The sequence below is a fragment of the Paraburkholderia sp. BR13444 genome (assembly GCF_040948755.1).
Classification (GTDB): Bacteria; Pseudomonadota; Gammaproteobacteria; order Burkholderiales; family Burkholderiaceae; genus Paraburkholderia; species Paraburkholderia youngii.
In genome coordinates, this window is record NZ_JBFPKM010000014.1 from 101,028 (window position 1) to 124,878 (window position 23,851).

Here is a 23,851-nt window from a genome sequence, read left to right on the forward strand (position 1 = left end):
CGGTGCGGCCAGTGCGAGGTGAGACAAGCGAATGGGGTGCAGCGGGCGACGAGTGCGGACCGGCGAAGTGTACGCGTCGCCGCATTCAGCGCAAGTTCATCGCGCAGCGGCCGCGATCGGTGGAACCGGGGCACGACCGCGCCGCGGCCGCCGTTGCCGGCGTGCCGCTTTCGTAACGATCAATAGTGGAGATTCACCGACGGCAGGCGCGTGCTGGGCTTGCCGCTGTCGTGGACGGTGGGCGACGTGTCGGGCGACGCGCTCATCTGGTAGCGGGTACCGAAATTCGATTGCACGTTGATTTCGACCGGCTTGCCCTTGTCGCGGAATTCAGTGATTTCGGTGCCGTTCGGGCTGACTTCGTGAAAGCTCGGCGTGCGCGGAACGTTGTTGATGTCGACCTTCGAGCTGACCTCTGCGGCTGGACGATTGATCTTGGCGAGATCCGGCAGACCGGCCCGTTCGTTGGCGGACTGGGGCACGCCGGCGGGCGGCGGTTCGTCGACGGGCTGGGCAGCCATCGCGGCGTTGCCGAAGGCGAGAGCCAGCGCAACAGCGATGGGAAGGAGCGGCTTCATGGTGATTCTCCAATTGGGTGCCCGGATTCTAGCAAATCCGGCTTGGCGTACGGGCGCTAAGCCTTATTTTGCGCCGCTTTCGCACAACACGCGCGCGTTCTCGCCAGCGCTGTTGCAAGCGTCGCCGCCGACATTTGGCAACAGCGGGTTCCGTGGTAATGTCGTCTCATCAAAAAGGGTGAACGATGATGATGAACAACGATATCAATCAGCGCACGGTGCAGACTCCAGCCAGCAGCTTCCCGACCGAGGGCTTCGACGACGCGGCCGAAGCCGTCACCCGCCTCGCCGCGATCTACGAGGCGAACACGTCATTCCTGCGCGATGCGTTCGCGCGCTATCGCCGCAACGAGCAGTTCCACCATCGCGTGCGCGCCTGCTATCCGTTCGTGCGCGTGCGTACCGAGGTCAACACGCACATCGATTCGCGCCGCTCGTACGGGTTCGTCGCGGGGCCGGGCGTGTTTGAGACGACCGTCACGCGGCCCGATCTGTTCGGCAACTACTATCGCGAGCAACTGCGGCTGCTGGCGAAGAACCATCACGTGCAGATCGAGGTCGGCGTGTCGGACCAGCCGATTCCGATTCATTTCGCATTCGCCGAGGGCATCCACCTCGAAGGCGATCTGGACCGCGAGCGCCTGTTCCTGATGCGCGACATCTTTGATACGCCGGACCTCGCGCTGCTCGACGACCGCATCGTCAACGGCACGTACGAGCCGCTGCCGGGCGAGCCGCATCCGCTCGCATTGTTCACGGCGGCGCGCGTCGATTTTTCGCTGCATCGGCTGAAGCACTACACAGCGACCTCGCCGACGCATGTGCAGAACTACGTGCTGTACACGAACTATCAGTTCTATATCGACGAATTCGTAAAGCTCGGCCGCGCCATGATGGCCCGTACCGACGACGCGGAGTTGCGCGCCTATCGCAGCGAATACACGTCGTTCGTCGAGCCCGGCGACGTCATCACCTACAACGAGAATCTCGGCGAGCAGGCGCAGGAGGGCACGCCGCCGCCGCGTTTGCCGCAGATGCCCGCGTATCACCTGAAACGCGCGGACGGCAGTGGCATCACGATGATCAACATCGGGGTCGGGCCGTCGAATGCGAAGACCATCACCGATCACATCGCGGTGCTGCGCCCGCATGCGTGGATCATGCTCGGCCACTGCGCGGGGCTGCGCAACACCCAGCGTCTCGGCGACTACGTGCTCGCGCACGGCTATGTGCGCGAAGATCATGTGCTCGATGCCGATCTGCCGCTGTGGGTGCCGATCCCGGCGCTCGCCGAAGTGCAGGTCGCGCTCGAGCGCGCGGTCGCGCAGGTCACGCAGCTCGATGGCGCCGAACTGAAGCGCGTGATGCGCACCGGTACCGTGGCGAGCGTCGACAATCGCAACTGGGAGCTGCGCGATCATCGCGAGCCGGTCCAGCGGCTGTCGCAGAGCCGCGCGATCGCGCTCGATATGGAAAGCGCGACGATCGCGGCGAACGGCTTTCGCTTCCGCGTGCCTTACGGCACGCTGCTGTGCGTGTCGGACAAGCCGCTGCACGGCGAGTTGAAGTTACCGGGCATGGCCGATCAGTTCTATCGCGCGCAGGTCGATCAGCATCTGCAGATCGGCGTAAAGGCGATGGAACTGCTGCGCATGAACGGGCTGCATCGGTTGCATAGCCGCAAGCTGCGGAGTTTCGCGGAAGTCGCGTTTCAGTGACTCGGGCCACTCAGGCCGAGGTGCTGATAACAGCCGAGAGGAGGGTAGTCTTCCTTATCAATCGGTTTCGTCAGGTGTCGAGGTGCTCGCCGCCACCGAAGGCCCGGCGGCAACGCGCCCGCCATGTGCGCGACCTGATGTGTGCGCAGTGCATCGTGCTACGCGTAATGCGAGGCGCGCAGCGTCATGCGATCACAGGTAGAACATCCGGTCTTCGTCCGACTTGACCGGATGCGCTTCCGCTTCCTCGCGGTCTTCGTAGAACTTGAGCACCGCTTCGAGCACCTGGTCCGGATTGTCGATCACCTGCATCAGATCGATATCGGTCGGATCGATCAAACCCATCGGGATCAGCGAGCTTTTGAACCACGCGAGCAGACCTTCCCAGAACTCGGCGCCGACCAAGATGATCGGCACATGGCGCGACTTCTTGGTCTGGATCAGCGTGAGCACTTCGGCCAGTTCGTCGAGCGTGCCGAAGCCGCCGGGCATCACGATCACCGCATCCGAGTTCTTCACGAACGTGACCTTGCGCGTGAAGAAATGGCGGAAGCGCAACGAGATGTCCTGCCACTGGTTGCCCGACTGCTCGTGCGGCAACTCGATGTTCAGACCGACCGAGGGAGCCTTGCCCGCATGCGCGCCCTTGTTGGCCGCTTCCATAATGCCGGGGCCGCCGCCGGAGATCACCGCGAAGCCGGCATCCGACAATTTGCGTGCGATCTGCGTGGCGAGTTTGTAGTACGGCGAGTTCGGTTTCAGGCGCGCCGAACCGTAGATGCTGACCGCCGGGCGAATCTCCGACAGGTACTCGGTCGCCTCGATAAACTCTGCCATAATCGTGAACATCTGCCACGATGCGCGGGCTTTTTTGGCCGTTGCGCGCTCTTGATCTGCGAGCGATCGCAGACTCGGAATCACTTTTCTCTTAGTCATAATGCCTGAAGAACGAAGCCTTGAAGGTAAGACCCTGCTGTTGGTCGACGGTTCGAGTTATCTGTACCGGGCCTACCATGCGATGCCTGATCTACGCGGCCCCGAGGGTGGCCCGACGGGTGCGCTCTACGGGATGATCAACATGCTGCGGCGCATGCGCAAGGAAGTCACAGCAGAGTATAGCGCGTGCGTGTTCGACGCCAAGGGCAAAACGTTTCGCGACGACTGGTATCCGGAGTACAAGGCGAACCGTCCATCGATGCCGGAAGATCTTGCCCGTCAGATCGAGCCGATTCACGTCGCGGTGCGTGCGCTCGGCTGGCCGCTCCTGATGATCGATCGTGTCGAAGCGGACGACGTGATCGGCACGCTGTGCACCGAGGCGGAAAAGCTCGGCATGAACGTGGTCGTGTCGACCGGTGATAAAGACCTCGCGCAGCTCGTGTCGAACCGCGTCACGCTCGTCAATACGATGACCAACGAAACGCTCGACCGCGACGGCGTGGTCGCGAAGTTCGGTGTGCCGCCGGAGCGCATCATCGACTATCTGTCGCTGATCGGCGATACCGTCGACAACGTGCCGGGCGTCGAGAAATGCGGTCCGAAAACCGCGGTCAAATGGCTGACGCAGTATGAGTCGCTGGATGGCATCGTCGAGCATGCGAGCGAGATCAAGGGTGCGGTCGGCGATAATCTGCGCCGCGCGTTGGACTTCTTGCCGATGGCGCGCAAGCTCGTCACAGTCGAGCGTCATTGCGATCTGACCGGGCACATCGTGTCGATCGAAGAAAGCTTGCCGAGCCTACCCGAGTCGCGCGAAGAGTTGCGAGATTTGTTCACGCGCCACGGCTTCAAGACGTGGCTGCGCGAAGTCGAGATTGCCGACGCGGTCGAAGGTCCGGAAACCGACGTGCCGCCCGCGTTGTCCGTCGATCACGAGCGCCACTACGAGACCGTGCAAACATGGGAGCAGCTCGACGCGTGGCTGGAGAAGATCAATGCGGCCGAGATCACTTCGTTCGATTCCGAAACCACGTCGCTCGACCCGATGATTGCGCGGATCGTCGGCTTGTCGCTGTCGGTGGAAGCCGGCCGCGCCGCGTATGTGCCGCTCGCGCATCGCGGCCCCGACGCGCCGGTGCAGCTGCCGCTCGACGAAGTGCTCGCGAAGCTCAAGCCGTGGCTCGAAAGCGCGGACCACAAGAAGGTCGGCCAGCATCTGAAGTACGACGAACAGGTGCTCGCGAATTACGGCATCGAAATGCGCGGCGTCGAGCATGACACGCTGCTCGAATCGTACGTGCTCGAATCGCATCGCACGCACGACATGGACAGCCTCGCGCTGCGTCATCTCGGCGTGAAGACGATCAAGTATGAAGAGGTCGCGGGCAAGGGCGCGCAGCAGATCGGCTTCGACGAAGTCGCGCTCGACAAAGCCGCCGAATATGCGGCCGAAGACGCAGACATCACGCTGCGTTTGCACCAGGCCTTGTATCCGCAAATCGCCGCGGAGAAGTCGCTCGACCACGTGTATCGCGAGATCGAAGTACCGACTTCGCGCGTGCTGCGCAAGATGGAGCGCACCGGCGTGCTGATCGACGCGGAGAAGCTGCGTCAGCAGAGCAGCGAGATCGCCACGCGTCTGATCGAGCTCGAAGGCAAGGCATACGAACTGGCCGGCGGGGAATTCAACCTCGGCTCGCCGAAGCAGATCGGGCAGATTTTCTTCGAGAAGCTCGAACTGCCGGTCATCAAGAAGACGCCGAGCGGCGCGCCGTCCACCGACGAAGAAGTGCTCCAGAAGCTCGCCGAAGACTACCCGCTGCCGAAGATCCTGCTCGAACATCGCGGCTTGTCGAAGCTGAAGTCGACCTATACCGACAAGCTGCCGCGCATGGTCAATCCGCAAACCGGCCGCGTGCATACGAACTACGCGCAGGCCGTCGCGGTGACGGGGCGGCTCGCGTCGAACGATCCGAACCTGCAGAACATTCCGGTGCGTACCGGCGAAGGCCGGCGCATCCGCGAAGCGTTCATCGCGCCCCCGGGTCACAAGCTCGTATCCGCCGATTACTCGCAGATCGAATTGCGCATCATGGCGCACATCTCCGGCGACGAATCGCTGATGCGCGCATTCTCGCAGGGCGAAGACATTCACCGCGCCACGGCATCGGAAATCTTCAACGTGACGCCGCTCGAAGTGTCGAGCGATCAGCGGCGCGTCGCGAAGGTCATCAACTTCGGTCTCATCTACGGCATGAGCGCGTTCGGCCTCGCGTCGAATCTCGGCATTACGCGCGATGCGGCGAAGATGTATATCGACCGCTATTTCGCGCGCTATCCCGGCGTCGCTCGCTATATGGACGAGACGCGCTTGAGCGCGAAGGCGAAGGGCTACGTCGAAACGGTGTTCGGCCGCCGTCTGTGGCTGCCCGAGATCAACGGCGGCAACGGTCCGCGCCGCCAGGCCGCGGAGCGGGCCGCGATCAACGCGCCGATGCAGGGCACCGCTGCCGACCTGATCAAGATGTCGATGATCGCCGTGCAGAACTGGATCGAAGACTCGAAGATCGGCACGCGCATGATCATGCAGGTGCACGACGAACTGATTCTCGAAGTGCCCGACGCCGAGTTGTCCGAAGTCCGCAAGCGTCTGCCAGAACTGATGTGCGGCGTCGCCGCGCTGAAGGTGCCGCTGGTCGCCGAAGTCGGCGCGGGGCTGAACTGGGAGGAGGCGCATTGACATGCCCGTGACACCCGCACGATAACGTCGTGCGCATGTCACACATGAGTATTGGCCACTTGTGACTTCCCAGCCGGGTCGAGGACAATCGATTGAGGACGGCGCATTCATGCGCCGCGTCGCGACAGATAATTCATCGGCAACACGGAGAAGTGCAATGCATCGATTTATCGTCGTTGGCGGAGGTGCGGGAGGACTGGAACTGGCGACGCGTCTTGGCGATCGCTATGGGGCCGGCAAGAAAGGGCGCAGCGCGCAGGCCCAGGTCACGCTGGTCGATCGCTTTCCGACGCATATCTGGAAACCGCTGCTGCACGAGGTGGCAGCGGGCAGCATGGACCCGTTCACCCAGGAGCTCCCATACGCGGCGCAGGCGCGCTGGCATGGCTTCGAGTTCCAGCAAGGCGATCTGACCGCACTCGACCGCGCGAACCGGCGCATTACGCTCGGCACCGTGCTCGACGACGACGGCGCTGAACTGCTGCCCGAACGCGTGCTCGAGTACGACACGCTGGTCATCGCGATCGGCAGTACCACGGCCTTCTTCGGCGTCAAGGGAGCGGCCGAATTCTCGATTGCACTGGATACGGTTAGCGAGGCGGAGCGTTTCCGCAAGCGCCTGATCGCGGCGTGCATGCGCGCCGAACATCACGCGCACGAGCCCGTCGAGTCACGACCGGGACCCGGCACGTGGACGTCCAGCGAGCCGCGCATTCAGGTGGCGATCGTCGGCGGCGGCGCGACGGGGGTCGAGTTATCGGCGGAGTTGCGCAATACCGCCCAGGTGTTATCCGCGTATGGCTTGCACAAGCTCGATCCGCGGCATGACGTCGGCATCGTGCTGATCGAGGCGGGGCCGCGCATCCTGCCCGCGTTGCAGGAGCGCGTTTCCACGGCCACCGCCGAATTGCTGACCAAGCTCGGCGTGAAGCTGATGATCGGCGAGACCGTGGCCGAGGTTGCGCCGGGCTACATCCGCACCGCGAGTGGTCACACGGTGCGAGCCGATCTGACCGTGTGGGCGGCGGGCATCAAGGCGCCGGGGGTGCTCACTCAACTCGACGGCTTGCCGGTCAACCGGCTCGGTCAGCTGATCGTGCGCCGTACGCTGCAAACCGAGATCGACGACAACATCTTCGCGCTCGGCGACTGCGCGGCCTGCGAGTGGCCGGGCAACGAGCGCAACGTGCCCCCGCGCGCGCAGGCCGCGCATCAGCAGGCGAGCTTTCTGATGAAGGGACTGGCGGCGCGCCTCGAGAACAGGCCGCTACCGGAGTTCACTTATCGCGACTTCGGCTCGCTGGTCTCGCTCGGGCACTTCAGCGCGGTCGGCAATCTGATGGGCGGGGTGATCGGCGGCAATATGCTGATCGAAGGGCTGTTCGCGCGCTTCATGTACATGTCGCTGTACCGGCTGCATATCGCGGCGCTGCACGGCTATCCGCGCATGGTGCTGGACACCTTTGCGCATTGGTTGCGCCGTACCACGCTGCCGCGCGTCAAGCTGCACTGACTGCATCGGCGCGTGCGGACAATCTCCTCAGTTGAATCTGCAACGGGATGCGCGCAAGGCGTATCCTGTTGCCTCTAACAATTCTTCGAGGAGCGCCCCATGCTGAAGCCTGAAGTTGATTGTCTGATTCCGCACGTTCCCTTCGATCGGCGCACCTTCATGAAGGCGGCGCTCGGCACTGGTTTCGCGGCAGCGGTGCTGCCCGTCTCGGCGCAGACCATCCATACCGACAGCGACGGCCTCGAAGCAGGGGAAGTGGCGTTCCATTCGGGCGGTACGCTGATACCGGCCTATCGCGCGCAGCCGAAGGGCAAGACGCATCTGCCGGTGATCCTCGTCGTGCATGAGGCCTTCGGCGTGCACGAGCATATCGCTGACGTCTGCCGGCGCTTCGCGAAGCAGGGCTATCTGGCGATTGCGCCGGACCTGTTCGAGCGCGAGGGCGATCCGATGGTCTACACGAGCATCCAGCAACTCAGCGAGAACATATTGAGCAAAGTGCCCGACGAGCAGGTGCTGGCCGACCTCGACGCGGCCGCCGCGTGGGCTGGCGAGAACGGCGGCGACTTGAACCGGCTCGGCGTCAACGGCTTCTGCTGGGGCGGCCGCATCTCGTGGCTGTATGCGGAGCACAATCCGCGCGTGAAGGCGGGCGTCGCCTGGTATGGTCGCGTGACCGGCGAGAAGAATGCGATGACGCCGGCCAATCCGCTCGATCTAGTCGCCGACCTGCATGCGCCCGTACTCGGCCTGTATGGGCGCCAGGATCAAAGCATTCCGCAGGACACGCTCGAGCAGATGAAGCAGGCGGTCGCGCAAGGGCCGCAGGCGGGACGCGGCTCGCAGTTCGTCGTTTATGACGACGCGGGTCACGCGTTTTTCGCAGATTACCGTCCAAGCTACAAGAAGGCCGATGCCGAGGATGGCTGGCGTCGCACGCTCGTATGGTTCAAGCAACATGGGGTTGCTTGAAGCCCTCGTGTGTGTTTGTTTGGCTAGCGATAAATCCGATGAAAAAAGGCCGTTGCCGCTTCGAAGCGGCAACGGCCTTTTTGTCTGGTCACGACTCGTCGCGGCAAGTGCTCAGGGGTTCGGCCCGGTCGCCACCGGCCGTTTCGGATCGGAACTCCACTCGCTCCACGAGCCCGGGTATAGCGCTGAGCCATGCAGGCCGGCAACCTCCATCGCGAGCGAATTCACGCACGCGGTCACGCCCGAGCCGCATTGCAGCACCACGTGCTCCGGCGACGTGTCGCCGAGCAGCGCATGGAATTCCTCGCGCAGAGTGTGCGCCGGCTTGAAGCGGCCATCGGCGGTCAGGTTGTCCTTGAAGAAGCGGTTCAGCGCGCCCGGAATATGGCCGCCGACGCGGTCGAGCGTCTCGTTTTCGCCGCGATAGCGATCAGGCGCGCGCGCATCCACGACGACTCGCTCCTTCGAGACGAGGTTGCGCTCGACCGCCTGGCTATCGATGGTCACCGCGAGCGGCGCGGCCGCCTTGAAGTCGCCGGTGTTCTGCGCGGGCACGGCCTGAGTCAGCGGCTGGCCGGCCGCTTCCCATGCCTGCAGCCCGCCGTCGAGCAGCGCGACCGCGTCGTGGCCGAGCCAGCGCAACAGCCACCAGACGCGCGCCGCGTACATGCCGCCTTGCGCGTCGTATGCGACGACCTGTTGACCTTGCTTCAGTCCTCGCGACTCTAGCGTTTCGACGAGCCGCGCGCGATCGGGCAGCGGATGCCGGCCGTTCGAGCCGTTCTTGGGCCCGGACAGATCGCGATCGAGATGCAGATAGTGCGCGCCCGGCAGATGGCCGGCCAGCCAGGCTTTCTCCCCCGCGTCGGTATCGGCGAGGTCGAACCGGCAGTCGATCACGAACACGCTGCCCGGCGCGGCCGTGAGCAGCTCGGCAAGATTGGTCGCTGAGATCAGGGTGGTGTAATGAGTGTGGGGCATGAGCGTCTCCTCGATACGGGCGATGGCGGCTGCGGGCCGCGTCGTTCACACGGCTGGCGCAATCGCCGGTCTATGTTGTTAGTCTAAACAAAAAAAGACGGGTCGAAGCCCGTCTTTCCTTGAGTCGATCGATGCGCCGCGCGGCGCGGATCAGATCGTGCCGAGTTCGCGCCGCAGAAACTCGTGGAAGTGCTGCATGCCGTCTTCCATCGGGCTCTGATACGGACCGACCTGCGATTCGCCTCGCTCCATCAGCGCGAGACGGCCAGCGTCCATGCGCTCGGCGATCTCGTCGTCTTCGCGGGCCGTCTCCATATAGGCGGCGCGCTCGGCTTCGACGAAATCGCGCTCGAACAGCGCGATTTCCTCGGGGTAATAAAATTCCACCACGTTGGTGGTCTTCTGCGGACCGCGCGGAATCAGCCATGACACCACCAGCACGTGCGGATACCACTCGATCATGATGCCCGGGTAGTACACCATCCAGATCGCGCCGAACTCGGGCGGATTGCCGTCGCGAAAGCGCAGCACTTGGTCGTGCCACTTGCGATACGTCGGGCTTCCCGGTTGCTCGAGCGCCTTGTGCACGCCGACCGTCTGCACGCTGTACCAGTCGCCGAACTCCCACGTCAGATCATCGCAGTTGACGAAGCTGCCGAGGCCCGGATGGAACGGCGCGACGTGATAGTCCTCCAGATAGACCTCGATGAAGGTCTTCCAGTTGTAGTTGCACTCGTGGACTTCCACGTGATCGAACATGAAGCCCGAGAAGTCGAAGTGGCGCTTGGTGCCGAGGCGTGCGAGATCTTTCGCGACGTTGCGACCTTGTGCCTCGAACAACAGACCCTGCCAGTTCTGCAGCGGCGTGGCGCCGAGATTCAGGCACGGGTTGTCGGCGAAATGGGGCGCGCCGAGCAGCTCGCCCTTCAGGTCGTACGTCCAGCGATGCAGCGGACAGACGATGTTCTGCGTCTGCCCGCGGCCGTTGAGCATGATGGCTTGCCGGTGGCGGCACACGTTCGACAGCAACTGGACTTGCGACTGCTGGTTCCGGACGAGTACCCGCCCCTCGCGTTCGCTGGGCAAGGCAAAATAATCCCCCGCTTCGGGCACCATGAGATCGTGGCCGATGTAGCGAGGACCTTTCTTGAAAAGGGTGTCGATTTCGCGCGTAAGAAGCGCTTCGTCAAAGTAAGCCGTGACTGGCAGCTGGCTGTGAACAGACCGCAACTGCAATGCATTGCTCAGATTGGACATTCCCACTCCCGATGAAGACGTGAAAGCAGTGAACAACCCAACCATCGAAGATTCGATTTAGGGAGCCCGCGATTATACCCGTTTCCCTGTGACAGGGACACTTAAGTCCCTGATTTGGGTTAAAAATGTCAAGAAAGTTCGGCATTTTCGCCGCAGACCTCGAGCTTTTTTTCTGCGAGACTTCAGGGTCGAAGCGGGGCAAAGGTGGGCATCGGACAGGCTCGAAGCAACGTCGCTAGGCGGGGCGCGGGCCTTCGAGCGGATCGAAAATGTCGCTTTTGCCGTAGAATGTCCGACTTGTTTTAATTTTGCGACTATTCATGGCGAAGACCGCATCGAACGATTCCGCCGCCGCGCCAGCCGAGAGCGGCGATAGCGCGCCGCTGCCGGAGAATTACGAGGCAGCGCAGACGGAGCTGGAAGAGCTCGTCGCGCGCATGGAAGGCGGCAGCCTGAGCCTCGAGGAATCGCTGGCCGCGTACCGTCGCGGGGCGGCACTTGTCGCATTCTGTCAACAGCAGCTCGAAAAGGTCGAGCAGCAGGTGCGGGTCCTCGATGGCGAGACCCTCAAGCCTCTGCCCATGAATACCGCAGGCACAGCCGCGACTGAGAGCGGGGACGACCTATGACATTCGAACAATGGACGCGCTCGGTGCTCGAACGCGTCGAAACGGCTCTGGAACACTATCTGCCGGCCGAGACGACCGAACCCGCCAAACTGCACGAGGCGATGCGCTATGCGGTGCTCGGTGGCGGCAAGCGGGTGCGGCCGCTCCTGTGCCACGCGGCCGGCGAGCTGACCGGCGCGCGCGCCGAATGCCTCGATGCGGCGGCGGCGGCCCTGGAAATGATCCACGTCTACTCGCTCGTGCATGACGACATGCCCTGCATGGACGACGACGAACTGCGCCGCGGCAAGCCGACGGTCCACGTCAAGTATGACGAAGCCACCGCGCTTTTGGTCGGCGACGCTTTGCAATCGCAGGCATTCGTCGTGCTCACGTCCGACGTATTGGGCGAGCCGCAGCAGGCCTCGCTCGTGCGCGAACTCGCGCTCGCCAGCGGCTCGATCGGCATGTGCGGCGGTCAGGCCATCGATCTGGCGAGCGTCGGCCACACGCTGACCCGCCCGCAGCTCGAGACCATGCATCGCATGAAGACCGGCGCGCTGCTGCGCGCGGCCGTGCGCATGGGCGCACTGGCCGGCGAGACGCCGGACGCGCAGGCTCTGGCTTCGCTCGACGCCTACGCCGCCGCGGTCGGTCTCGCGTTTCAGGTCGTCGACGACATTCTCGACGTCACGACCGACTCCGCAACGCTCGGCAAGACCGCCGGCAAGGACGCGAAGGACGGCAAGCCGACCTACGTGTCGATTATCGGGCTCGACGCGTCGCGTGCGCTCGCGGCGCAACTGCGCAGCGACGCTCACGCCGCGCTTGCACCGTTCGGCGCTCGCGCACAGCGTCTTGCCGAACTGGCCGACCTGGTGGTGAACCGGGTCAGCTGAACGCGAAAGCCCGCCGCCGCGCACCCTCCATCCCCCGGGGTGCATGTATGAAGTGCGGGCGCGTAAGTTTTCCTACAATGGAACGACGATGTACGACTTGCTGAAAACCATCGACGACCCGGCAGCCCTGCGCCGCCTCGATCGCCGTCAATTGCAACCGCTTGCCGACGAGTTGCGCGCCTTTGTGCTCGACAGCGTATCGCAGACGGGCGGCCATCTCTCGTCCAACCTCGGCACGGTCGAGTTGACCATCGCGCTGCATTATGTGTTCGATACGCCGCACGACCGGATCGTCTGGGACGTAGGCCATCAGACCTATCCGCACAAGATCCTCACCGGTCGTCGCGACCAGATGCACACGCTGCGTCAGTTGGGCGGCATCTCGGGCTTCCCGAAACGCGACGAATCGGAATACGACACTTTCGGCACGGCGCACTCGAGCACGTCGATTTCGGCCGCGCTCGGCATGGCGATCGCGAGCAAGCTGCAGGGCGACAACCGCATGGGTATCGCCGTGATCGGCGACGGCGCGATGACGGCCGGCATGGCCTTCGAGGCCATGAACAACGCGGGCGTCGAAGACGACGTGCCGCTGCTCGTGATCCTCAACGACAACGACATGTCGATCTCGCCGCCGGTCGGCGCGCTCAATCGCCATCTCGCGCGTCTGATGTCGGGGCGCTTCTATGCGGCCGCGCGCGCGGGCGTCGAGCGCGTGCTGCGCGTCGCGCCGCCGGTGCTCGATCTCGCGCGCAAGCTCGAGGAGCACGCGAAGGGCATGATCGTGCCGGCCACGCTGTTCGAGGAGTTCGGCTTCAACTACATCGGGCCGATCGACGGTCACGATCTCGATTCGCTGATTCCGACGCTGCAAAACATCAAGGAACTGCGCGGGCCGCAATTCCTGCACGTGGTCACGAAGAAAGGCCAGGGCTACAAGCTGGCCGAGGCCGATCCGGTGCTTTACCACGGCCCGGGCAAGTTCAATCCGGCCGAGGGCATCAAGCCGGCCGCGACGCCGTCGAAGAAGACCTACACGCAGGTGTTCGGCGAATGGCTGTGCGATGCGGCCGAACTCGACTCGCGCGTGGTCGGCATTACACCGGCGATGCGTGAAGGCTCGGGCATGGTCGAGTTCGAAAAGCGCTTCCCGGATCGTTACTTCGACGTCGGCATCGCCGAGCAGCACGCGGTGACGTTCGCGGGCGGCCTCGCCGCGGACGGCATGAAGCCGGTCGTCGCGATCTATTCGACCTTCCTGCAACGCGCGTATGACCAGTTGATTCACGACATCGCGCTGCAAAACCTGCCGGTGGTTTTCGCCATCGATCGCGCGGGTCTCGTCGGTGCGGACGGCGCGACGCATGCGGGCGCGTACGACCTCGCGTTCATGCGTTGTATCCCGAACATGACCGTGATGGCGCCGTCAGACGAAAACGAGTGCCGTCAGATGCTGTACACCGCCTTGCAGCAGTCGCATCCCACCGCTGTGCGCTACCCGCGCGGCGCGGGTACCGGTGTCGCGACCGTCAAGCAGATGGCCGCGTTGCCGCTCGGCAAGGGCGAAGTGCGTCGCGAGACCTCGGCGCCGGCTGGCAAGCGCATCGCGATTCTCGCGTTCGGCACGATGGTCGCGCCGTCGCTCGCGGCGGCCGAGCAATTCGACGCCACCGTGGCGAACATGCGCTTCGTGAAGCCGCTCGACACCGAACTCGTGCGCAAGCTCGCCGAGACGCACGACGCGATCGTCACCGTCGAGGAAGGCTGCATCATGGGTGGCGCGGGTTCCGCCTGCATCGAAGCCCTGCTCGCAAGTGGGGTTATGCGCCCCGTACTACAATTGGGCCTCCCCGATCGGTTCATCGATCATGGGGACCCGGCCAAGCTGCTCGCCGCGTGCGGTCTCGACGCCGCGGGTATCGCCCGGTCGATCCGCGAACGCTTCCTCGCAAGCGGCGCGGTCGGCGGTCAGTCGTCGGTGAAGCGCGTCGCTTAAAGCGCTGTCGCCTGTCGTGCCGCCGTGGGTACGACTCATGCCGCCGTCATGCGACGGCGGCTTCGCAATCTCCAGTTTGAACCGACGGGTCCTGCGGCCCGTCACCCAACGCCGGCGGCAGCCGGCGTTCGCCGTTGCGCGCGCTGATCTGCACGGCCGCTGGGCGCTTCGAGCTCGCTGCGCGATCGTCGCCGATGCAGCGAGACCTGGACGCAGCTCGGCGCTTTCCAGAAAGGACAAAAGAATGAATCAGATGAATCCCGCCTTCGTGATGCCCGACGTGCAAAGCACCCCCGACACGCGCCAGATTCCGATCCAGCGGGTCGGCGTGAAGGGCGTGCGTCATCCGTTGACGGTTCGAACGCAAGCCGATGAAGTGCAGCCGACGGTCGGCACGTGGAATCTCGACGTGCATCTGCCGGCCGAGCAGAAGGGCACGCACATGTCGCGCTTCGTCGCGTTGCTCGAAGAGAACAAGGCGCCGCTCGAACCGGCCACGTTCCGCACGATGCTCGCGGCCATGCTCGATAAGCTCGAGGCCGAGGCGGGCCGCATCGAAGTGTCATTCCCGTACTTCGTGAACAAGACCGCGCCGGTGTCGGGCGTGCAGAGCCTGCTCGACTATGAAGTTACGCTGACCGGCGAGACCCGCCATGGCGCGACGCGGCTGTTTCTGAAGGTGCTGGTGCCGGTCACGAGCCTGTGCCCGTGCTCGAAGAAAATCTCGCAGTACGGCGCGCACAACCAGCGCTCGCACGTGACGATCGATGCCGAGCTGATCGGCGACGTCGCTGTCGAAGAGTTGATCCGCATCGCCGAGGAAGAAGCGTCGTGCGAACTGTGGGGTCTGCTCAAGCGTCCGGACGAGAAGTTCGTTACCGAGCGCGCGTACGAAAATCCGAAGTTCGTCGAAGACCTCGTGCGCGACGTTGCCCAGCGTCTGAATGCCGACGAGCGCATCGTCGCGTATGTGCTCGAGGCCGAGAACTTCGAGTCGATTCACAATCACAGCGCTTATGCGGTGATCGAGCAGGACAAGCGCCTCGCCTGATACGTTCTGCGTCGGTCCACGCCGTTTCGTTGCAAAGCATTGAACCCATAAAAAAGCCGCTTTTAAAGCGGCTTTTTATCGTCTTGCGGCGGCGGTTCAGTGCGCGAGCGACGTCAGATCCCACCGCGGCTTCACGGTGAACGCGTAGTCGTTGACGGCCTGTTCGGGCCAGCGTTGCAGACGCAGCGCGCCGGCCAGCGCGATCATCGCCCCATTGTCCGTGCACAGCGACAGGTCGGGATAGTGCACGTAAAAATTGCGCTTCTGCGCGGCGGCCGACAACGCTTCGCGCAACTGCCGGTTCGCGCCGACGCCGCCCGCCACCACCAGCCGGTTCAGCTTCGTGCGCTTGAGCGCCGCGAGCGATTTCGCGGCCAGCACTTCGACGGCGGCATCGACGAAACCGCGCGCGAGATCGGCCTTGGCCTGTTCGCAAATGTTCGCGCCGCCCAGCCGGTTGGCGTGCGTGAGCACGGCGGTCTTCAGGCCGCTGAAGCTGAAATCGAGGTCGCCGGAATGCAGCATCGGGCGCGGCAGCACGACTGCGCCGGGGGTGCCGAACTCGGCCATGCGCGAGACTTCCGGGCCGCCCGGATAGCCGAGGCCCAGCAGCTTGGCGGTTTTGTCGAAGGCTTCGCCGGCGGCGTCGTCGAGCGTTTCGCCGAGCGTCTCGTAGACGCCGACATCCGTCACGCGCATCAGTTGCGTATGGCCGCCCGACACCAGCAGCGCGACGAACGGAAACGGCGGCGGCTCATCGACGAGCAGCGGCGACAGCAAATGCCCTTCGAGATGGTGAATGCCGACGGTCGGCTTGTTCCACGCCATCGCCAGCGAATTGGCGACGCTCGCGCCGACCAGCAGCGCGCCCGCGAGCCCAGGGCCTTGTGTGTAGGCGATCGCGTCGATGTCGCCGCGCGCGACGCTGGCGCGCTCCATCACCTCTTCGAGCAGCGGCAGCGCACGGCGGATGTGGTCGCGCGATGCAAGCTCCGGCACGACGCCGCCGTACTCGCGATGCATCGCAATCTGCGAATGCAGCGCGTGCGCGAGCAGGCCGCGCTCCGTGTCGTAGAGCGCGAGACCGGTTTCGTCGCAGGAGCTTTCGATGCCGAGAACGAGCATGATGAATCGCTTGAGACGGGCGCGCGCAATGCGCGTCCGAAAGTAAAAGGTAAGCCTGAAAGTATACCAGCGCGGACCAGCAGCCGCTGGCGGTCGGCAGCGCACGGACATGGACGCGAGGGCCCGGCAGGTACAATGCGGCCCCATGGAATCCTTCGATATCGCGGTGATCGGCGCGGGCGCGGCCGGCATGATGTGCGCTGCAGTTGCCGGTCAACTCGGTCGGCGTGTGGCGCTGATCGACCACTCGCAGCGTCTCGCGGAAAAAATCCGCATTTCCGGCGGTGGCCGCTGCAACTTCACGAATCTGTATGCGGGGCCGGCCAATTATCTGTCGGCGAATCCGCATTTTTGCCGCTCGGCGCTGGCACGCTATACGCCGCGCGACTTCATGGCGCTGCTCAAGCAACATCGCGTGACGTGGCATGAGAAGCACAAGGGCCAGCTGTTTTGCGATCAATCGAGCGACGCGGTCATCGACGTGCTGAAAAGCGAGTGCGACGCCGGTGGCGTTGCATGGCGCACGCCGCTATCGGTCGAAGAAGTGCGCCGGGATGCCGAAGGGCGATTCCTGCTCGGCACGACGGCGGGCACGATCGCCGCCCGTGCGCTCGTGATCGCGACGGGCGGTCTGTCGATCCCGAAGATCGGCGCGACCGATTTCGCATACCGCATCGCCAAGCAGTTCGGCCACAAGCTGATCGACACGCGCCCCGCGCTGGTGCCGCTGACCTTCGCGCCGGCCGACTGGGAGCCGTTTGCGGCGCTGTCGGGTGTGTCGCTCGAAGTCCAGCTATCGACTGGCAACAAGAAGACCGGCGCCGAGTTCACCGAAGATCTGCTGCTCACGCACCGCGGCCTGTCGGGCCCGGGGGTGCTGCAGATATCGAGCTTCTGGCAGCCCGGCGAGCCGATTCACATCAATCTGCTGCCGGAGCGCGACGCCGCGGCTGCGCTCATCGACGCGAAAAACGGCACGAAGCGGCAGATCGCCAATCTGCTATCGGAATGGGTGCCGCAACGGCTCGCGCACGTGTGGCTCGACACTCATCAGGTGGCGGCCGAGGCCCGCGTCGCCGATCTGCCGGACAAGTCGCTGCGCCGCATCGGTGAGGCGCTGTCGCGCTGGACGCTCACGCCGAACGGCACCGAGGGTTATCGCAAGGCCGAAGTGACGCGCGGCGGCGTCGATACGCGCGGTTTGTCATCGACGACGATGATGAGCGCTCGGGTGCCGGGTCTCTACTTCATCGGCGAGGCGGTCGACGTGACCGGCTGGCTCGGCGGCTACAACTTCCAGTGGGCGTGGGCGTCGGGTGTCGCGGCGGGGGAGGCGGCCGCCGAATATGCCCGGGGGCTTGACGGCGCAATGGCTTTGTGAGAAAGCTCTGCTATACTCCTGAACCTTTACAAAGTTCCGTTATTGAAAAATGACGACCATCCGCGTAAAAGACAATGAGCCGTTCGAAGTCGCCATGCGCCGTTTCAAGCGCACCATGGAGAAAAACGGCTTACTGACGGAACTTCGCGCTCGCGAGTTTTACGAGAAACCCACAGCCGAACGCAAGCGCAAGAAAGCGGCGGCGGTGAAGCGTCATTTCAAGCGTCTGCGTGGCCAGATGCTGCCAAAAAAGCTCTACTGATTCTGGCGTTGCCCCGCTGTACGCGGCGCGGCAGCATCCCAGCCGATGGCGGCACCCCAGTGCCATCACGGCAAACCCGGCCCATCGGGCCAGCCGGCAGGGTCGCATCCACTACGCATATTGCGCCAACCCGCTTGAGGAAGAAGTCCCAAGCGGGTTTTCGTGCTGATGCGGCGGTATCGCCGCCATCGACCGGCCGGTTTTTCAACTTTTCAACGCAATTCAGGTGAGTGATGAGTCTCAAGGACCGGATCAACGACGATATGAAAGCTGCCATGCGGGCGCGCGAGACCGAGCGTCTCGGCACGATCCGCCTGCTGCTCGCCGCGGTCAAGCAGCGTGAAGTCGATGAGCGGGTCACGCTCGACGATGCCGGCATAACCGCCGTGGTCGACAAGATGATCAAGCAGCGCAAGGATTCGATCAGCCAGTTCGAGGCCGCCGGACGCACGGATCTCGCGGACAAGGAAAAGGCCGAGTTGGCCATTCTTTCCGCCTATATGCCTGAGCAGATGTCCGAAGCGGAAATCGTTGCCGAAGTGCAGGCGGCGGTCGCGCAAACCGGTGCTGCCGGCCCGCAGGACATGGGCAAAGTGATGGGCGTGCTGAAGCCGAAGCTGGCCGGCCGCGCCGACATGACCGCCGTCTCCGCGCAGGTCAAAGCCGCGCTTGCGAAGTAACCCTGTCGATTTGTCCGGGTCGCGGGGCCCCGAAAAAACGGGCCCCGGGGCCCGGTCGCGGTGTCGGGCCCGGACTCCGGGCTTGGATTTTGAAGCTTTCCAGGCAGCGTTAATTACTGTGATCCCACCGTCATTCCTGCAGGACCTGCTCAACCGCGTCGATATCGTCGACGTGGTCGGCCGGTATGTGCAGCTGAAAAAGGGCGGCGCGAACTTCATGGGGCTGTGCCCGTTTCACAACGAGAAGAGCCCCTCGTTTACGGTTAGTCCGACTAAGCAGTTTTATCACTGCTTCGGCTGCGGTGCGCATGGCACGGCCATCGGGTTCCTGATGGAACACTTGGGCGCGTCGTTTCCCGAAGCGGTGAACGAGCTCGCGCAATCGGTGGGTCTAACTGTGCCGAACGAGCCTTCGCCCGGATATGGCGGTGGTGGCGGAGCTGGCGGCGGCTACGCGCCGGCGGCGTCGAAGGCCGTCACCACGGCGCTGTCCGATCTCATGCAGACCGCCTGCGACTATTACCGTAAGCAGCTGCGCGGTGCGCCGGGCGCGATCCAATATTTGAAAAAGCGCGGTCTGACCGGCGAAATCGCCGCGCGCTTCGGTCTCGGCTACGCGCCCGAAGGCTGGCAAAACCTCGAGGCGGCGTTCCCGAACTACCGCGACGACGCGCTGGTCGAAGCGGGTCTCGTGATCGTCAGCGAAAAGTCCGACGCGCAGGGTCAGAACCGCCGCTACGACCGCTTCCGCGAGCGGATCATGTTCCCGATCCGCAATGTCAAAGGACAGGTGATCGGCTTCGGCGGCCGCGTGCTCGACGGCGGCGAGCCAAAGTATTTGAATTCGCCGGAAACGCCGCTATTTAACAAGGGCAGCGAGCTGTACGGGCTGTTCGAGGCGCGTCTGGCGATTCGAGAGCAGCACTACGTGCTGGTCGTCGAAGGTTATATGGACGTGGTCGCGCTGGCCCAGTTGGGCTTCCAGAACGCGGTCGCGACGCTCGGCACCGCTTGCACACCGATTCATGTGCAGAAACTGATGCGCCAGACCGATACCGTCATTTTCAGTTTCGACGGCGACGCGGCCGGCCGGCGTGCAGCACGCCGCGCGCTCGACGCGTGCCTGCCGCATGCCGCCGACAACCGGACGATCCGTTTCCTGTTCCTGCCGAGCGAGCACGATCCCGACAGCTACGTGCGCGAGTTCGGCACCGAGGCTTTCGCCGAGCAGGTCGAACGGGCGATGCCGTTGTCGCAGTTCATGCTCAACGAGGTGCTGACCGGCAAGGAGCTCGATCAGCCCGAGGGCAAAGCCCGCGCGCTGTTCGACGCAAAGCCGCTGCTGCAGGCATTGCCGGCGAATGCGCTGCGCGCGCAGATCATGCATATGTTTGCGGACCGGCTCGATGTGCCGTTCAGCGAAGTCGCGGCGCTTTGCGAAGTCGATGCGCGGATCGCGGCCGCGGCGCGCGAGGCGCCGGCCCGCAAGGATCGCCGCAGCGTGACCGGCATCGAGGAAAAGACGCTGCGCAACCTGGTGATGTATCCGCGCACGGTCGCGATGCTCGACGAAGAGGCCGAAGAGGCGCTGCTCACCGTGACCCGGCACGGCGAACTGTTCGCGGAAGTGACGACGCACGCGCGCGCCCTCGGCGATTCGGCGGCGTTCCAGTTGTTGTCAGATCTCTTGCGAAATGGCGCGAACGCCCCAACTTTCGAGGAAATCTTTCGCAAAATTCTAGACTATGATGAAAACGTCCGGGATTTGCTGCTGAAAGACCCGCAGGACGCGGCCGTCATCGAGGAACGGCGCGAGCAGGAACGAATCGTCGGCGAGGAGTTGAAGGCCGCGATTTTGAAGATGCGATACGACGCTTATTGCGATCGTCTCGATCAGCTTTCGCGACAGTCACGACATACGCCGGAAGAGTTTGCCGAGTTTTCGGAGCTCAACCGGAAGCGGGCCGAGATGAAGCGTCAACTCGGCCTGTAGCGGAGAGGCGAAAACCTCGGGTGCTATAATTAAAAGTTTCTAGCGGTTTGTTTTTTCAAGGGTTTTCCTAGCAAAGGCGAAAGGCGATGCGATGGCAAAGACGACAGGCGGAAATCAGACAACTGGCTCACGCGCTAAAGAGCGCACCGGAAAAGTTACCGAAGCCAGGCTGACTGCATCCGCCAGAAAAACGTCTGCTGTCAGCGTTGCGCCAGCTGCCGGGAAGAAGTCGTCGACCACGGCGGCCGCGCAGGCCGCACCGGTTCGGGCGGCGAAAGCTGTAGCACCGCCGGCTGCCAAGCGGGCGGGTGTCAGAAGCGCAAGGGAAGCGGCTGCCGTTCAGGACGATGCGGCAGCGCGCGTGACTTCAGTATCCACGGTTCATCCGGCTGTTGTCCAACAGCCGGGGGTCGAGACTACAGCCGGTACGGCGAACTCCATGACGAAAAAGCTGAATGAAGTACCCGTCGATGACGATGCAACCCAGGCCGAAGAAACCGCTGCCGCCGCACCGGGCAAGGTGGAAAAGGTCAAGGCTCGCGACCGTCGTGCAAAGGAAAAAGCGCTGCTGAAGGATGCGTTCGCGTCGTCGCAGCCTGGCACGGTGGAGGAACTCGAGGAGCGTCGTTCCAAGCTGCGCGCGCTGATCAAGCTCGGCAAGGAGCGCGGCTTCCTCACGTACGCTGAAATCAACGATCACCTGCCGGACAACTTCACCGAGACCGAGGCGATCGAAGGCATCATCAGCACGTTCAACGACATGGGCGTCGCCGTCTACGAACAGGCCCCTGACGCCGAAACGCTGCTGCTCAACGACAACGCACCCGCGGCTTCGTCGGACGATGAAGTCGAAGAGGAAGCCGAAGTCGCGCTGTCCACCGTCGACTCCGAATTCGGCCGCACTACCGACCCCGTGCGCATGTACATGCGCGAAATGGGCACGGTCGAGCTGCTTACGCGCGAAGGCGAAATCGAAATCGCGAAGCGCATCGAAGACGGCCTGAAGCACATGGTGATGGCCATCTCCGCGTGCCCGACCACGATCGCCGACATCCTCGCGATGGCCGAGCGCGTCGCCAACGACGAAGTGCGCATCGACGAACTCGTCGACGGTCTGATCGACGCCGACGCGGAAGACGCCGACGGCTTCTCCGCGCAGGAAGCGGAAGCGATCGAGAACGAAGACGAGGAAGCCGAGGAAGAGGACGAAGAGGACGAGGAAGAAGACGATGGCTCGGCGCAAGCCACCGCCAACGCCGCACAGCTCGAAGCGCTGCGGCGCGCGTCGCTCGAAAAATTCGCGTTGATCAGCGAATGGTTCGACAAGATGCGTCGCGCGTTCGAGAAGGAAGGCTACAAGTCCAAGTCGTACCTGAAGGCGCAGGAAACCATCCAGAACGAGCTGATGACGATCCGCTTCACCGCGCGTACCGTCGAGCGTCTGTGCGACACGCTGCGCGCGCAGGTCGATGAAGTGCGCCAGGTGGAGCGTCAGATCCTGCATACGGTAGTCGACAAGTGCGGCATGCCGCGCGCGGAATTCATCGCGCGTTTCCCGGGCAGCGAGACGGACCTCGAATGGGCCGACAAGATCGTCGCGGAGGGGCATGTATATAGCGCGATCCTCACGCGCAACATTCCAGCGATCCGCGAACAGCAGCAGCGTCTGCTCGATCTGCAGGCACGCGTGGTACTGCCGCTGAAGGACCTGAAGGAAACCAACCGTCAGATGGCGGCCGGCGAACTGAAGGCGCGTCAGGCAAAGCGTGAGATGACCGAGGCGAACCTGCGTCTCGTGATCTCGATCGCGAAGAAGTACACGAACCGCGGTCTGCAGTTCCTCGACCTGATTCAGGAAGGCAACATCGGCCTGATGAAGGCGGTGGACAAGTTCGAATACCGTCGTGGCTACAAGTTCTCCACGTATGCGACGTGGTGGATTCGCCAGGCCATTACGCGTTCGATCGCCGACCAGGCGCGCACGATCCGGATTCCGGTTCACATGATCGAAACGATCAACAAGATGAACCGCATCTCGCGTCAGATCCTGCAGGAAACCGGTCTCGAGCCGGATCCGGCAACGCTGGCCGAGAAGATGGAAATGCCGGAAGACAAGATCCGCAAGATCATGAAGATCGCGAAGGAGCCGATCTCGATGGAAACGCCGATCGGCGACGACGACGATTCGCATCTGGGCGACTTCATCGAAGATACCAACACGGTCGCCCCGGCGGATGCCGCGTTGCATGCGAGCATGCGCGACGTCGTGAAGGATGTGCTCGACTCGCTGACGCCGCGCGAAGCGAAGGTGTTGCGCATGCGTTTCGGTATCGAGATGAGCACCGATCACACGCTCGAAGAAGTCGGTAAACAGTTCGACGTGACGCGTGAGCGGATTCGTCAGATCGAGGCGAAGGCGCTGCGCAAGCTGCGTCATCCGAGCCGTTCCGACAAGCTGAAGTCGTTCCTCGAAGGGAATTGACGGCGGCGGCCGCGGCTGGCCGCACATGATGCGATAGAAGGGGCCGCCCGGTCGTTTCGCGGAAGTGAAGCGGTTGCGCAGGCCCCTTTTTCGTGTAGTATGTCGGCCAATCGACGAAACGGGCCCGGCCTTCACGACCGGGTCTTTTTTCTTGGGCTGGACGCCGTGTTGGTTGCAGGCAGTGGACTCATAATCCACCTCCGAAAGGACATCGTGGGTTCGAACCCCACCCGGCCCACCAAAGTATCGAAAAAAGGGTTCCGAATTCCGGAACCCTTTTTGTTTTTGGGGCGGCCTTCGTCGGGCGTGGCGTTGCAAGTTCGGTTTCGAGCCAGCGCAATTTCTACAGGCGCCGCCGCGGGGCGAACTGCCAGCGATCGCAGGAATGGCCGTTGCGCATCCAGCGTAGGGAACTGTTCCCATCCACCTGGAGGTCGTCATGCAAACCGACCCAACCATCGACCCCGTCGCGCCTCCGAATCAGCCGCTGGAGGAATCCGACGGCGAGCCGCGTCCATTGCCCGACACGCCGCCCGACACCGACCCGCTCGCGCCGGGTTCCTCGCCCGAGGACGAGGAGGCGCTCGAGCGCGCTCCCCGCAAGCCATAAGCGGTGCTCGCGCGTAATCAGGGAAACTCCGTGTAAATGCGGGTGCCGCCCGGCCGTTAATTGAAT

At 63.5% G+C, this 23,851-nt stretch carries 19 protein-coding genes and 1 tRNA gene; 15 read left to right on the forward strand and 5 right to left on the reverse strand.

The features are described from left to right. Positions 1 to 179: 179 nt before the first annotated feature. The gene (locus AB3X95_RS30275) at positions 180 to 521 is read right to left on the reverse strand and encodes a hypothetical protein (RefSeq protein WP_246392159.1); all 342 of its coding nucleotides are present in this window, start codon (positions 519 to 521) and stop codon (positions 180 to 182) included. Positions 522 to 769: 248 nt separating this feature from the next. On the opposite strand from AB3X95_RS30275, the gene AB3X95_RS30280 reads away from it, so the two are divergent. Continuing rightward, entirely contained in the window at positions 770 to 2,296 is a 1,527-nt protein-coding gene (locus tag AB3X95_RS30280; RefSeq protein ID WP_368623302.1) for an AMP nucleosidase, read from the forward strand. 192 nt (positions 2,297 to 2,488) lie between these two features. On the opposite strand, the gene AB3X95_RS30285 is transcribed toward AB3X95_RS30280, so the two are convergent. Then, positions 2,489 to 3,232, reverse strand: coding sequence for a TIGR00730 family Rossman fold protein (locus AB3X95_RS30285; RefSeq protein ID WP_368623276.1), 744 nt, complete (start codon positions 3,230 to 3,232; stop codon positions 2,489 to 2,491). A 1-nt stretch (position 3,233) separates the two neighbouring features. Here AB3X95_RS30285 and polA point away from each other — a divergent pair, with 1 nt between their 5' ends. The 3 genes from polA (at position 3,234) to AB3X95_RS30300 (ending at position 8,460) form a co-directional block, all read left to right on the forward strand. Beyond that, a complete protein-coding gene (gene polA / locus AB3X95_RS30290; RefSeq protein WP_368623277.1) occupies positions 3,234 to 5,975 on the forward strand; it encodes a DNA polymerase I in 2,742 nt (913 codons plus the stop codon). A 157-nt stretch (positions 5,976 to 6,132) separates the two neighbouring features. Further along, complete coding sequence (locus AB3X95_RS30295) at positions 6,133 to 7,488, forward strand: NAD(P)/FAD-dependent oxidoreductase (RefSeq protein WP_368623278.1); 1,356 nt, start codon at positions 6,133 to 6,135, stop codon at positions 7,486 to 7,488. A gap of 99 nt (positions 7,489 to 7,587) precedes the next feature. Further along, positions 7,588 to 8,460 carry a dienelactone hydrolase family protein gene (locus AB3X95_RS30300; RefSeq protein WP_368623279.1) on the forward strand — a complete coding sequence of 291 codons (873 nt, stop codon included), beginning with the start codon at positions 7,588 to 7,590 and terminating at the stop codon, positions 8,458 to 8,460. Positions 8,461 to 8,571: 111 nt separating this feature from the next. On the opposite strand, the gene AB3X95_RS30305 is transcribed toward AB3X95_RS30300, so the two are convergent. Continuing rightward, positions 8,572 to 9,441 carry a sulfurtransferase gene (locus AB3X95_RS30305; protein ID WP_176123309.1) on the reverse strand — a complete coding sequence of 290 codons (870 nt, stop codon included), beginning with the start codon at positions 9,439 to 9,441 and terminating at the stop codon, positions 8,572 to 8,574. A 150-nt stretch (positions 9,442 to 9,591) separates the two neighbouring features. Further along, a complete protein-coding gene (locus tag AB3X95_RS30310) occupies positions 9,592 to 10,698 on the reverse strand; it encodes an aromatic ring-hydroxylating dioxygenase subunit alpha (protein WP_176123308.1) in 1,107 nt (368 codons plus the stop codon). 320 nt (positions 10,699 to 11,018) lie between these two features. Here AB3X95_RS30310 and AB3X95_RS30315 point away from each other — a divergent pair, with 320 nt between their 5' ends. The 4 genes from AB3X95_RS30315 to folE2 all read left to right on the forward strand — a co-directional run bounded on the left by AB3X95_RS30315 (position 11,019) and on the right by folE2 (position 15,252). Continuing rightward, complete coding sequence (locus tag AB3X95_RS30315; protein WP_090808406.1) at positions 11,019 to 11,327, forward strand: exodeoxyribonuclease VII small subunit; 309 nt, start codon at positions 11,019 to 11,021, stop codon at positions 11,325 to 11,327. Continuing rightward, positions 11,324 to 12,205, forward strand: coding sequence for a polyprenyl synthetase family protein (locus AB3X95_RS30320; RefSeq protein WP_368623280.1), 882 nt, complete (start codon positions 11,324 to 11,326; stop codon positions 12,203 to 12,205). Before AB3X95_RS30315 ends, AB3X95_RS30320 begins: the two co-directional genes overlap by 4 nt. Before the next feature lie 88 nt (positions 12,206 to 12,293). Then, complete coding sequence (gene dxs / locus AB3X95_RS30325; protein ID WP_368623281.1) at positions 12,294 to 14,201, forward strand: 1-deoxy-D-xylulose-5-phosphate synthase; 1,908 nt, start codon at positions 12,294 to 12,296, stop codon at positions 14,199 to 14,201. A gap of 244 nt (positions 14,202 to 14,445) precedes the next feature. Then, positions 14,446 to 15,252: a GTP cyclohydrolase FolE2 gene (gene folE2, locus AB3X95_RS30330; RefSeq protein WP_176107229.1), complete on the forward strand. Its 807-nt coding sequence runs from the start codon at positions 14,446 to 14,448 to the stop codon at positions 15,250 to 15,252. Positions 15,253 to 15,348: 96 nt separating this feature from the next. On the opposite strand, the gene tsaD is transcribed toward folE2, so the two are convergent. Beyond that, positions 15,349 to 16,377: a tRNA (adenosine(37)-N6)-threonylcarbamoyltransferase complex transferase subunit TsaD gene (tsaD, locus tag AB3X95_RS30335; RefSeq protein ID WP_176107230.1), complete on the reverse strand. Its 1,029-nt coding sequence runs from the start codon at positions 16,375 to 16,377 to the stop codon at positions 15,349 to 15,351. Between the two features lie 145 nt (positions 16,378 to 16,522). Between tsaD and AB3X95_RS30340 the strand changes: the two genes are divergently transcribed. From AB3X95_RS30340 to AB3X95_RS30370, 7 genes are all read left to right on the forward strand, one after another. Continuing rightward, positions 16,523 to 17,758, forward strand: a complete 1,236-nt coding sequence (locus tag AB3X95_RS30340) for an NAD(P)/FAD-dependent oxidoreductase (protein WP_176367604.1) — start codon at positions 16,523 to 16,525, stop codon at positions 17,756 to 17,758. A 49-nt stretch (positions 17,759 to 17,807) separates the two neighbouring features. Then, positions 17,808 to 18,020 carry a 30S ribosomal protein S21 gene (gene rpsU / locus AB3X95_RS30345; RefSeq protein ID WP_008919901.1) on the forward strand — a complete coding sequence of 71 codons (213 nt, stop codon included), beginning with the start codon at positions 17,808 to 17,810 and terminating at the stop codon, positions 18,018 to 18,020. Positions 18,021 to 18,253: 233 nt separating this feature from the next. Continuing rightward, positions 18,254 to 18,700: a GatB/YqeY domain-containing protein gene (locus AB3X95_RS30350; protein ID WP_176107232.1), complete on the forward strand. Its 447-nt coding sequence runs from the start codon at positions 18,254 to 18,256 to the stop codon at positions 18,698 to 18,700. 118 nt (positions 18,701 to 18,818) lie between these two features. After that, positions 18,819 to 20,693 (forward strand): DNA primase, encoded by a 1,875-nt coding sequence (dnaG, locus tag AB3X95_RS30355; RefSeq protein ID WP_368623282.1) that lies wholly within the window; start codon positions 18,819 to 18,821, stop codon positions 20,691 to 20,693. Between the two features lie 91 nt (positions 20,694 to 20,784). Next, positions 20,785 to 23,175 carry an RNA polymerase sigma factor RpoD gene (gene rpoD / locus AB3X95_RS30360; RefSeq protein ID WP_176123304.1) on the forward strand — a complete coding sequence of 797 codons (2,391 nt, stop codon included), beginning with the start codon at positions 20,785 to 20,787 and terminating at the stop codon, positions 23,173 to 23,175. Positions 23,176 to 23,328: 153 nt separating this feature from the next. Continuing rightward, positions 23,329 to 23,416: transfer RNA gene (locus AB3X95_RS30365), tRNA-Ile, on the forward strand. A gap of 198 nt (positions 23,417 to 23,614) precedes the next feature. Next, on the forward strand, positions 23,615 to 23,785 hold the full coding sequence (locus AB3X95_RS30370; protein WP_368623283.1) for a hypothetical protein: 171 nt from the start codon (positions 23,615 to 23,617) through the stop codon (positions 23,783 to 23,785). The last annotated feature ends 66 nt before the right edge of the window (positions 23,786 to 23,851 follow it).